Raw genomic sequence first — 13,806 nt, forward strand, 5'->3', positions numbered from 1 at the left:
AGTACAAAAAAAGAAAAGTAAATTATTATTTCTTGATCTTCTGTCCCCATACTTCAAGATGAAATCACGAAACTTATCTTAGTTTAATCTTTTATTTTTCGAACAAAATCTAAATATTAGTTATCCGAATTATTGTTATTTTAAATCCAAAGACTACTTGAAGACAGGTCACCTAAATAAGATTTTCAGTTAAACAATTTCCGATCTTAATTTGTAATACTGCAGGAATATTTTACTAATTCGTTAATGGCAATATAACTATTATAATAGTATCTATAAAGTTCGTGTGTATGTATTAAAATCTAAATTACTGTTAACCATTAACAAACAACACCTTATTACCTTTCTAAACAGAATGTTTAAGTATTATTAGTACGGTAGTCAAAAAAAATTTAAAATGTGAACATAATTTTAACTCATTAAAGAAAATAAAAAAAGATAAAATTACTTATTGAAACACTAATAAGATAAAAAAGTCGTTTTGCAAATAACAATGCATGTTTATTAATTTTTTTTCGTAACTTATGATAGTTATTTGAATCTTAAATAAATATTGATCCTGTTAACAACAATAATTTTTAAATGAAAAAAGCAGTAGTTTACATTTTTTTTATATTTTTTTATAACGGTTATTCTCAAGCATTAACAGTAGATACCACTATTTATACTGCAGATGAATTGATAAATAAAGTATTGGTTAATTCTCCTTGTGTACAAGGAAAAAATGTAAAGTCGAGGACAGGAACTAATTATGGTTCTTCAAATGGAATAGGCTATTTTGAACGCACAACTACTAACTTTCCCTTTGCAAGCGGAGTAGTGCTAAGTACAGGAGATGTTACAAGAAGTCCAGGGCCAAACATTAACGTATTAAGCGATGGTATCTCTGCTTGGCTTGGCGACACAGATTTGGAGAATGTCTTGCTTGCGCAAAATAACATTTCAATTAATTCAATAAATGCAAGTTATATTGAATTTGATTTTCAACCTAAAACACCTAATTTTAATTTTAACTTTATTTTTGCATCGGAGGAGTATGGTACTTCTCAGTGTGATTTTTCTGATGCTTTTGCATTTCTTTTGAAAGACTTGACAGCTTCTAGCAGTAACAAAAACTTGGCAGTAATACCATTTACAAGTATACCTGTTTCAGTTGCAACCATAAGAGATGATACCTATAATCGGGATTGCCCATCTGCTAATCAAAATTATTTTGGAAGTTTTAATGGAAGTGGATTTGGTCCAGCTATTAATTTTAATGGCCAGACAGTTGCAATGGTGGCTTCGGCCAATAATTTAGATATTAATCATGTGTATCGAATTAAAATTGTAATTGCTGATGGAGGAGGTAATACTAAAAATGATTCCGCTATATTTTTAGAAGCGAATAGTTTAAATATAGGTCAATATATTTTAGGTCAAGACTATAGCGCTGAAAATGGCACAGCAATTTGTCCTGGAAGTACATTACCAATATTGTCTGCAACTGGTTTAAGTCCGGGAACTACATTTGTTTGGAAAAAACAAGGAGTTGCATTTACACCTGCACAAACATCAGAGACCTTAAATTTAAACACTATTGTGCCTTTAATTAGCTCTGGCGTGAATAAATTCAGCGTAACCTATAAAGAACCTGATTGTATTGAAGTTACTGATGAAATTATTGTTGAAATTTATCCTAAAATCAGAGTGTTAAATACTGTACCAAACATATATGCTTGTAATTCTGAAGAATCAACTTACAAATTTGATCTTGATAAAAACACTAAGATAATTAAAGCAGGTATAAATCAGGCTACCACTCCAAGTGGTATTCTTGATGATCTACCTTCAACAACCATTATCACTTATCACTTTACTGACTCGGACGCAAAAGATAATTATAATGCATTACCAAATGAACTTATCATTTCAAATACCGAAAGTAATAAACAAATATTTGTAAGAATTGAAAACACAATAACATCGTGCAGTGAAATAAAATCTTTCCGGTTAATTATTGTAAATGCACCAGTCATAGCAACTGTGCCAGAAGACATTATATTGTGCGCTAGAAATCTAACAGATAGTCCTTTAAGAGCAAATTTTATCTTGACTTCACAAATCGCTGCTGTTTTAGGATCGAGTAGTTCTACATATAATAAAATATCATTCCATCCATCAGAAATTGCAGCAAATAACAATTCCAATACTATAAATTTAAGTTCAGGCAATCGATTATTGTCTCCTAGTGCTACTTTATGGGTGCGAGTACAAAACGTTTCTAATACAGAGTGTTATATTATAACTAAGATCAATTTGATCGTAACTCCAATTCCTAAAGTAGATATTTTACCAGATGTATATGCCTGCACTTCATATAAGTTACCACAGTTAATAAACCTTGGATCTGAATATCGGACTTTACCAGATGGTGCAGGAATAATAATCGCAGAAGGTGCTCTCATTTCTGAAAGCAAAACTTTGTACATTTATAATAAATCAGGAGTTTGCACTAATCAAGATGCATTTAAAGTCACAATTATAGATTTAGATAGCATTACGCCTTCTTCAGGTTCGTATTGTACACAATACGAGCTTCCCGCTTTGCCTTATGGCAATTATTATACACAAAGCGAAGGCACTAGCACCCCAGGAAATGTTCAGCTGAACTCTGGAGATAAAATGACAACAGCTGGATTAAACACTATTTATGTGTGGACTGAAGACAAAACAGTTACACCTTCTTGTCAGCAGGAAAAACAATTTAATATCACAATTATTCCTTTTGTAGACTTACCCTCTTATTCAAATGAATTTAGATGCACCTCTTATACTGTACCTCAAGATGATAATGGGGGAACTTATTATACTGAATCAAATAAAAATGGACGTAAAATATTGCCCGGTGAATCCATTAGCACAACAACCTTAATATATGTGTATAAGGAATCAAATACTCCGTTAATAAATTGTATTTCAGAAAAGTCATTTAAAGTTTTTATTGGTCTTGCTAGCATAATGCCTCCTGAAAACAAAGACTCTTGCTCTGCTTATAGGTTACCTGTTTTAACGGTTGGCGAATATAGAACTGCTCCTTCAGGTGGTGGAATTTCTGTACCTGCTGGTAGACTAATAAATACAACAACGACACTATGGTTTTATGTTTCTGGAGAATATTGTACCAATAATTTAAACTTTACAATTACAGTAAAGATTCCACCATTACCTGAAATGCTTGACACTGAACCACAGTGTGATGTTTATTATTTACCTCCAGTCGATCATTCAGGCAATTATTTTACAGGACCGTTAGGAACAGGTCAACTTCGTGAAGTAGGTTTCCCAATTACAAGTACACAAAAAATATATTTTTTTGACAAATTTGCAACAGGAACTTGTTATGTTGAAGAAGATTTTATTATAACTATTAATCAATCACCACCAATTGACGCTAGACCAATCGAAGTTGTTCAATGTGGACAAAGCTATGTTTTAGATGATTTAATTAATGGAGAATATTATGAATTCTCAGGAGGTCCATCGCCTACAAATCCTATTCTAATTCCTGGTACTATCATAAACAGTTCAAAAACAATTTATGTTTATGCAAAAGCTGATGATCCAAACAATTGTATTTCTGAATATAGTATAGATGTGTCCATTACTCTTGTGAATGATATTGAGGATAAATATGCATGCAATAACTTTGTACTGCCTCCAATAGTAGGTATGGGTACTTATTACACAGCTCCTAATGGCCCCGATGGGACAGGAACGCCATTGTCTCCATATTCTCTTATAAGCTCTACAACAACACTTTATGTCTATTATTCAAATAATAACAGACTTAGCTGTGTAGATGAAGACGAATTTACTATAACTATTTACAATAGCCCAGTTATACCTGATATTGCTCCTGTAACAAGATGCGAATACTATACACTTCCGCCATATTTATTCCCTGTAAATCAATATTTTGTAAATCAAGGAGGACCATCTGTTATTAATACGGAAAGATTTCCAGGAGATCTTATAACTACATCTACTACTATTTACGCTTATGCTGAAACTGGAACTAATTCAACTGTAATTTGCCCTATTGAAAAACCAATTTTAATTACGATCTTAAATAAACCTCAGCCAATATTAAATGTCCCTGCTATTTGTGTCGATATCATTACTGGAATTAAGACTGCTGCTTTAATTAATATTAATTTTCCCACACCGAAGTACGCCATAGAATGGAATAGTGAAGATGGCACTCTATTAAGTACCGATGAAAACTTCTCCACTTTTATTGCTGGCGATTATACATTGACAATAACTGACTTATCGGTATCTGGTTGCTCCTCTACTACACGATTTACAATTATAGAATCTGCAATACCTAAATCTGTTACTTATACTAGCAGTAATTGGTTTACTGATCAGCAAACTATAACTGTAAATGCTGTCCCTTTTGTGGGTAATGGAACTAATTTTCTATATTCACTAGATGGAGGAACACCGCAAGTATCAAATATATTTACAAATATTAGTTCTGGAATTCACGACATAATAGTGAGCGATTCTAATTGTGGAACCATTACAATTCCATTAACAATCCAGTTAATCTATAGTCCTAAATTTTTTACTCCTAATGATGATGGCTTAAATGACACTTGGAATATATCAGGATTGCCATTTATTCAAAATTTAAAAGTATATATATATGATCGATATGGAAAACTATTAAAAGAAATACGACCTAATGACAAAAGAGGATGGGATGGAACTTTAAATGGAATACCTCTTCCAGCGGATGATTACTGGTTTACCATCACCTACACTGAAGATGATGTGAATAAAGAATACAAATCACATTTTTCATTAAAACGATAAAAATAAGCAAAATGAGCATTGGATTTTTTAATCGAAAATCCTATGCTCATTTTAATAAAATAGTAATTCAAGTTTATATTTTAAATAATAGTATTTACTACTTCTTATTTGCAATTATATAAGCATTTTTTCAATTGCTTTTTAGTAGAAAAAAGAGAGTTATCGTTAGCCTATTAAATTGATATAAAACATTTTACTGCAATTTATTTAGTCTCGAATTAGTTTCATTTCTAAAATTCCCATAACTGATTAAATAATTGCAAACAAACACAAGTACGCTCCATTAGTTAACTATTTCAAATTGAGAACGAGATATTAGTATTGTTAGATTTTACCCAATTATCGATAAAAACAAACTTACATCTTATTTTTTTTTATTAGTTCTTCCTAATGATCTTGCAGAAGCTAATATGCTATTGCTATTGGTATTATTCATTTTGATCAATTCTAAAAATATAAATTAGACTTGCTTTTTTTATTTTTAAAAATTTTAAAGCCAACATTATCAATTTTATAGATAATCAAAATAAATACGCTAAATTTTAGCTATTGCTTTTAAGATTAAAGAGCGATAAATTTCCAACTTTAATTATTCAGTATTAATAAATTTCCTTTTTTAGTCAATACTAATACCTCTAAAAAATTTTATATTAGAGTATAATTTAAGTATAACCACATAAATTTTTTAGCTTAAGATTTATCGTTATTTATTTATAATTATATCTGCTCAACTGCTTTTGATCACATATTTACCCTATCTACCAAAAAATAACTTTACATTTTCAGTTAGTGTGATAATATCATTATTTCAAGATTGCGCACCAAATAATTAGTATAACTAATCTTTAAGGATTAGGTAAATTAAGTTATTGGAACAACTCATCGATGCATTCAACTTTTTTAGCGTATATACTCATAATGCTTTAATTTGACCAAAAACAATTTCATTTATTATGACCTAGATTAAAGATTATATTTAAAACTTATATGGCTTAGATAATTATAATAATGACCTATTTTTCTTTTAATTCTGTAATTAGATTTATTGATTAAAAAATAATAGACACTTTTGCTAAACTGCTATCAATAATTAAATGATAAAAAAAATAAATATAAAAATAGTTGAAATAACTTATATTTATTTTTATTTTTGAATAATTAGTGTATTTCATCGATAATATTTACTCTTGGTCGATAATATTTAATATGTTTACAAACTACTGATAATCTATTTTCATTATTTTTATCACGTATTCAACTTTTATTTAAATTAATATAAAGTTTGATACTTGCAAACAACTTATAAATCGATGAGAGCTAAAATTAGTTTTGTATTATTGCTTTGTTGGTTGGGATCCTTCTCTCAGTCCATTACAGTGAATACGTCAACGTACACCGTTCCTCAACTAGTTACTGATGTATTAGTAAATAAAAATTGTGTTTCTATATCAAATATCAGCTGGAGAACAGGCAATACTAATAATTTTGGATCTACTAATGGTATAGGCTATTTTACTAACACTAACAGTAATTTCCCACTATCAAGAGGGGTAATTCTAAGCACTGGAAATGTAGAAAAAGCAGCGGGTCCTAATGTAAGTGAATTAAGTGATGGCAACACACTATGGAGTGGAGATCTAGATTTAGAATCGGCTATGTTAGCTGCTGGCGTACGAGTAAAATCTACAAATGCAACAGTATTAGAATTTGACTTTGTACCATTTTCCTCCAATTTTAATTTTAATTTCATATTTGCATCAGAAGAATACGGTAACTTTCAGTGTCAGTTTTCAGATGCATTTGCATTTCTTTTGACCAATAAATCTACTGGAGTTACTACAAATTTAGCTGTTGTACCAGATACTTCTGATCCCATCTCAGTAGTAACTATTAGAAATTCTCTTTATAATTCTTCTTGTTCTTCTGAAAATGTAAATTATTTTGGGAGTTTTAACGGCGGCTCAAATGCAGCTAATTCTGCCACTAATTTTAACGGTCAAACCGTGTCGATGAGTGCATCATCTACAACATTAATTCCTAACACTACTTACCATATTAAGTTAGTTATTGCTGACGGAAAGGATTTTAAATCAGATTCAGCTATATTTCTTGGCGCAAATAGTTTTAATGTAGGACAGGATGTATTGGGAAAAGATCTTACCGTGGCTTCAAAAACGGCAATTTGTGCTCAAGAAACTCATCTTTTAACCTCAGGATTAGATTCATCAATATACACCTTTGCATGGACATTAAACGGAACAAAAATTGGTGGAAACACTCCAGATATCCTCGTTGATAAACCCGGAACTTATGGACTCACTTACACTATTATCAAATCCAACTGCGTTGTAACTACTGATGAAATAGTAATTGAATACTACGCTCCTATTATTACGCCCAATCCTGTTAATTTATATCAATGTGATTTCACTGGCACTACTTCCGTTTTTGATCTTGCTTATAATACTCCAATAGTTAGTACTGCAGGTGTGGTAACGAGTTATCACAGTTCAAAATTAGATGCTCTTGTTAATAATAATCCACTTAACAATAATTATAGTGTTGTGAATAGTAATTTACCACTAACAGTGTGGATTCGTTTTCAAAATACTATAACTAAATGTATAACTACTAAATCATTTGAGTTACATAAGACTGCACCTCCAATAGCTCATACACCAGCAACCTTATTTTTGTGTGAAGATACTTCTAATCCAGAAATGGCAAGTTTTAATATTGCCACTGTAACTGCAACGATATTAGGTTCGCAAACTGCTGGTATGTATCATGTCAGTTATTATAAAAACAATACCGATGCTGAAACAGCTAAAAATCCAATTGATAGCAATAAACCTTATTCTTCTAAAAGCACTACTATATTCGCTCGTATCCAAAACTTAACAGATAAATTATGCTATACTATTACAAATTTTGATTTAACTGTTATACCAAAACCAATCATTGATGTATTTGATGATCAATACGTTTGTACTAGTTATACACTTCTTCCATTAGAACATCCTGGTAATTATTACAGTGGACCTAATAAAGAATTACCAATTCTCAATGCTGGAGATGTCATTTCAACTGAGAAAACTATTTATATATACCATGAAACATCTGGCACACCTAGTTGTTCATCTGAAAGTAGTTTTAAAGTAGTAATTGTAAAACAAGTGCATCTCAATCAAGTAGATAAATTTTCATGTGATAAATATTACGTACCTAAAACAAATTATAGTATTCGATATTATACTAGATCAGGTGGCCCAACTGGAGGTGGAGTAGAAATTGCAGCAGGATCAACAATACGAACATTAGGATTAACAACTGTCCATACTTATTTCAATTCAACAGAAATTACTAATCCTTGCGTTTTAGAAGGGAAATTCAATATCACTATATATCAAACACCAAAAGTTTTACCCATTGCAAATGTTTTTGAAAGTACTTCCTATACTTTACCGCCTTTAAGTGTTGGTAATTATTACACTTATGATGCTGTTACTAAAATATATACGCCTGCCACTTCGCCAATAACAACTACCACAAAACTATATGTTTATGCTACTAATAATATATGTAGAACTCCAGATACTGTTTTTACAGTATACATCAACACAGTGGGAATAAAAAATGAAAATGTCTGCATATCCTACACATTACCACCCGCTCCTATAGGAGAATATCGCGACGCACCCAATGGTGAAGGGAATATTATTAAAGCTGGAATAATCACAAAAAACACAACTATTTATAGTTATGTTCCTAATTCAGGAACACCTAATGTGACAGATGATGATTTTTTTACCATTACTATTAATGCGCCTTTTCTTTCAACACCAGAAAATGTGTTTAGATGTGAGCGATTTTTGTTGCCAAATCAAGCAGAAAATGGTGAGTATTATACGTTACCTGGAGGACCATCAAAGGCGGGTAATAAAAAACTACTTCCTAATAGTGCTGTGACTAAAACTGCCACAATTTATATCTATAAACCATCAACAACGTTAGCGAATTGTTATAATGAAAAACCTTGGCTTATAACAATTTATAAAAAAGCACTTATAGATTCAAGATCTAACATCGATCAATGTAATTCTTATGTTTTAACTCCTTTAACTAATGGGAATTATTATGAAGAACCAAACGGTGTTAAACCTATTGCGGCTGGAACTCGTATAAAAATTAGCAAAAGAATTTATATTTACGCCGCTAACGTTAATGATGCCGCTTGCAACAGTGAAAACTTTTTTGACATTAAAATCAACGGAGTCGAAACGGACCCTGTACCAACGCAATTATCTTATTGTGAAAGTTTTACTTTTCCAGCATTACCAACTCCAAAGAATTTTTATTATGATGCTCCAGGAGGTCCTTATGGCTCAGGTAATATAATCCCTTTTGGGACGAAGGTAACAACTGCGACAGTATTACCAAAATATTATATTTATTATGAATCTGGAAATCGATTAAATTGTACTGACGAAAAATCATTTAGCATTACAGTGGCTCCAAAACCTATCGTAAACAATCTCAAACCTTTAGAAATCTGTGACGAATATGGCGCAAATGATGGTGTCGCACAATTTGATTTGACAACTTTAGCTATAAGAAACCAAATTTTGAACGGACAAGGGTTGCATTCGAATTTTAATATAACGTATTACAATTCTTTTGCTGCAGCTAATGATTCAAATTCTAGCAATATCAAAAATCCCCAAGCATATATCAATAGAAATCCCTTTATTGAAAGTGTTTGGATTCGTTTAGAAAACAATACTATTACTGATTCCTGTTTCGTTGTTGTTGAATTAAAATTAGCTGTATATTTAAGATCAGATCCTAAATTAGAGCCTGAATATTTCATCTGTGAAGATTATAAGACTGGAAAATTACTTAATCCTGCAAACATCGCCATTAAAATCTCAGCAGGACAATACAAATTTGAATGGTGGCATGACGGTGTTGTTTTTGGTGGAGATACAGCAGCGATTTCAACAACTAAAACGGGTGAATACAAAGTAAAAGTTACAAATATTAAGACTAATTGTTCGTACACTGTATCCACTAAAGTAATAAAATACAGCCCTTATCTAGAAATTAGTAGTAGTGATCATTTTAATGATCCTACTTACATCAAAGTCAATATACTTGGTGTAGGTTCGGGGCAATTCGAATATAAACTTGATGATGACCCCTATCAGGAAAGTAATCAATTTCATAATGTTCTTGCTGGTGAGCATCTCATTTCTGTTAATGATAAAAGTGGATATTGTAACCCTGCACCTATTAATGTAGTAATCATAAATTATCCGAAATTTTTTACTCCTAATGGAGACGGAGCAAACGAAACGTGGAATATATCGCATTTACTATCGACTAATCCAAATGCTATAATTTCAATATTTGATCGTTTTGGAAAGTTAATTACGCAAATAACTCCATCCAAAAGAGGCTGGGACGGGACGCTAAACGGACAGGATTTATTGGCTACTGATTATTGGTTTACTGTAAATTATGATGAAAAAGAATCTTCAAAAATATTTAAAGCTCATTTTTCTTTAAAACGCTAAGATTATTTAAACTAGATAACGCCGTCCAAAAAAGGCTGGGACGGGACGCTAAACGGACAGGATTTAGTGGCTACTAATTATTGTTTACTGTAAATTATGAAGAAAAAGAATCTTCAAAATATTTAAAGCTCATTTTTCTTTAAAACGCTAAGATTATTTAAACTAAAGAAGATAAATAATTGATAATGAATAATCAATTATTTCTCGTCTTATTTTACTCGCCTGTAATCCTATTAGCACCTGTTTTTTAATTTTTTAATTTCATCACCATTCGCTATTTCGCCCGCCTGAGTAATAGCTGAAGAATGATAAAATAGAGCCTTTGTTTTTTCTCTTATTAAATCAATATTAGTTGAACGTAACCCACCTCCCAGCATAATCACAATTCTGTTGTTCGCTTTTTTGACTAATTCTGCTAAAACATCAATTCCTTCTACTACATTCTTTTCTTGCCCAGAAGTCAGTATTGTTTTAAAACCACATTCGATTACAATTTCAAGTGATTTATAAACGTCATTTACAACATCAAAAGCGCGATGAAAGGTGCATGGGATTGGGCTAGCTAGTTTTATTAATTCTGTATTTTGAATGGAATTTATATTTCCTTCTTTATCTAAAATGCCGAAAACAAAACCATCAACATTTAATTGTTTGAATGTATTTATCTCACTTTTCATCTGTTCGAATTCAGCGTCTGTGTAAACGAAATCTCCGCCACGAGGACGAATCATGATATTCAAATCGATATCTAACTCGTTACGAGCTTGTTCGGTAATTTTAAAATCTGGTGTTGTTCCACCATCTTCCATATTGGCACACAATTCTATTCTATCAGCGCCATTCTTTTGGGCAATAATTGCAGATTTTAGGTTAAAACAGGCAATTTCTAATTTATATATTTCCATTTACTTTAAAAAATAATTAGCATCAATTAATCGGTTGCCCGTGTCGTCATAAACGGCATAATTAAAACCGCCTTGTATGCAATACGATCCGTATTCTCCTTTTTTGTTCAAAGCGATAAACCCTACTTGTATATCTTTTAAATCTTTATTTCTGTTTTTAGTTAATTTAATAATACGAGATACAGCTTCTTCACACGCTTTTTGAGGTGATTTTCCTTGACGCATCAATTCAACCACTAAATGACAACCTGAAATCCTAATTACTTCTTCGCCGTGACCGGTCGCGGTAGCGGCACCAATTTCATTATCCACAAATAATCCCGCACCTATAATAGGAGAATCTCCAAGACGACCTCGCATTTTAAAAGCCATTCCGCTGGTAGTGCAAGCTCCCGAAAGATTTCCATCAGCATCTAAAGCAATCATCCCAATGGTATCATGATTTTCAATATTAGCAATCGGTTTGTATTGGCTGGTTTTTAGCCACTCTTTCCACTCTTTCTCAGACTCTTCAGTCAATAAATTTTCCTCTTTAAATCCTTGCGCTACTGCAAATTGTAGTGCACCCTCGCCTACTAACATAACGTGAGGTGTTTTTTCCATCACAGCACGTGCGACAGAAATAGGATGTTTTATATTTTCTAAACAAGCAACAGCACCAATATTAGCCTGCTCATCCATAATACAAGCGTCAAGTGTGACATGACCATCTCTATCGGGTCTTCCACCATAACCTACGCTTCGCTCCTTTGGATCACCTTCAGGAATTTTTACTCCAGCTTCTACAGCATCCAGAGCACGTCCTTTATTTTTTAATATCTCCCAGGCAGCTTCATTGGCTTGCAATCCAAAGTTCCAAGTAGAAAGCACTATAGGTTTATTAATTTTTTTTGTTAAATCATTGATTGACTCTTCCTTTGGTTTTCCAGTAAAAGATTGCAGCGCCACAGCTACTGAGGCAACCGCCGCTGTTTTTATAAAATTTCTACGGTTATTCATATTACTATTTATTGTATTTAACTATTTTAAAATTGACAATGATACCTTATAATTTTATAAAACTAGTACTTAACTTTTGTTCTTTTATAATTTAGAACTATAACAAAAATTTTAATTTTTATACTTTAAACGGTCTCAGTAACAGATTTGATTTTATAATCGTTACGAATTTAAACAATCAGCCTCAAATACAATGAGAATTTTACTCTTATTCTAGTAAAATATTGAAGTATAGCTTGTATTTTAAAAATTTTACGACAGTTTAAAAGTGTCGTTACTTCTATAATTTACAATTTATAAAATAATTTATGAGATTTTAATGTAACAGCTAAATTATAGATTGAAAAAATCAATTGTTTTGTAAAAGATATCAGTGTTAGAAAAACATCAAGACTCATTAAAAATGTTATAAAACAGTTTTAATCGTTTTATAAAGTAGGACTATTACCTTTTATCTAAATATTATTTTACATTTATGCATCGTTATACCTATATTTCTTACTTGCACTATATCTTGATCCCGTGAACGAATAATAACTACTACGATGAAGAAATAGCAGTACCGATACTATTAAAAAGCAAATAACTATTTATTTAAAAAATAAGAAAATGACCATTAAAAAAAGACTTTTAAGAGGAACCCAACTAATTGCTTTACTTGCTTTGGCACTGTACTCCTGCTCCACAATCAAAACACAAAACAAGGAAAGTAGTAGTTCAAAATATAAATTAATATTTAATGACAATTTCAACGGCAATGCTTACAATTCAAAGTTTTGGAGCAGCTATCAAACAAAAAATGGAAAATCACCTTGGAATAGGTATGTAATTGACGATGGTAATTTAGCTGAAGTAAAAAATGGACATTTACACATAAAAGCACGTTGGAACACAAAAACAAATCTTCCTGAAACCGGTGCGATTCAAACAAAAGATAAATTTAGTTTTATGTATGGAAAGATTGAAGTTAAAGCCAAATTCAATGCTGCAGGTCAAGGTGGTTGGCCAGCAATATGGCTAATGCCCCAAAATGAAATCTACGCGAGCTGGCCAAACGGAGGTGAAATTGATATTATGGAACGTTTAAATAATGATTCATTTGTTCACCAAGTAGTGCATCAGAGCAATGGAGAAAAAAAACAAGTTTCAGCTGCTACGACAGCTGCTATTAATGTAACGGAATATAACACGTATGGTATTGTTAAATCACCTAACAAAATAGAATTTTACGTGAATGATGTTTTAACTATGGTGCACGAACCGAAAGGCGATTTTGCTAAACGATGGCCCTTTGAAACTGACTATTATCTGATCTTAAATTTTGCTTGTGCCGATAAAGGACAATCAGGGGTCAGCTTTTGGCCAGGAAATGTTACTTTTACAGAAAAATTTCCTTATGAAATGATGATTGATTATGTAAAGGTTTGGGAGGTAAAATAATAGTTAACAAAGTACTTCAAGCC

General features: G+C 31.6%; 5 protein-coding genes. 3 read left to right on the top strand and 2 right to left on the bottom strand.

Annotated features, from left to right (window positions below):
- Nucleotides 1–582 precede the first annotated feature (582 nt).
- Both RCH18_RS10035 and RCH18_RS10040 read left to right on the top strand, forming a co-directional pair.
- Complete coding sequence (locus RCH18_RS10035; protein ID WP_326936621.1) at nucleotides 583–4,863, top strand: T9SS type B sorting domain-containing protein; 4,281 nt, start codon at nucleotides 583–585, stop codon at nucleotides 4,861–4,863.
- 1,310 nt (nucleotides 4,864–6,173) lie between these two features.
- Nucleotides 6,174–10,439 carry a choice-of-anchor L domain-containing protein gene (locus RCH18_RS10040; protein ID WP_326936622.1) on the top strand — a complete coding sequence of 1,422 codons (4,266 nt, stop codon included), beginning with the start codon at nucleotides 6,174–6,176 and terminating at the stop codon, nucleotides 10,437–10,439.
- A gap of 233 nt (nucleotides 10,440–10,672) precedes the next feature.
- Here RCH18_RS10040 and RCH18_RS10045 read toward each other — a convergent pair whose 3' ends face one another.
- Together RCH18_RS10045 and RCH18_RS10050 are read right to left on the bottom strand one after the other, a co-directional pair.
- Complete coding sequence (locus RCH18_RS10045) at nucleotides 10,673–11,344, bottom strand: copper homeostasis protein CutC (protein WP_326936623.1); 672 nt, start codon at nucleotides 11,342–11,344, stop codon at nucleotides 10,673–10,675.
- Entirely contained in the window at nucleotides 11,345–12,343 is a 999-nt protein-coding gene (locus RCH18_RS10050) for an isoaspartyl peptidase/L-asparaginase family protein (protein WP_326936624.1), read from the bottom strand.
- 609 nt (nucleotides 12,344–12,952) lie between these two features.
- Here RCH18_RS10050 and RCH18_RS10055 point away from each other — a divergent pair.
- Nucleotides 12,953–13,783, top strand: a complete 831-nt coding sequence (locus RCH18_RS10055) for a glycoside hydrolase family 16 protein (RefSeq protein ID WP_326936625.1) — start codon at nucleotides 12,953–12,955, stop codon at nucleotides 13,781–13,783.
- Nucleotides 13,784–13,806: the final 23 nt, after the last annotated feature.

The organism is Flavobacterium sp. PL11 (assembly GCF_035985025.1).
Classification (GTDB): Bacteria; Bacteroidota; Bacteroidia; order Flavobacteriales; family Flavobacteriaceae; genus Flavobacterium.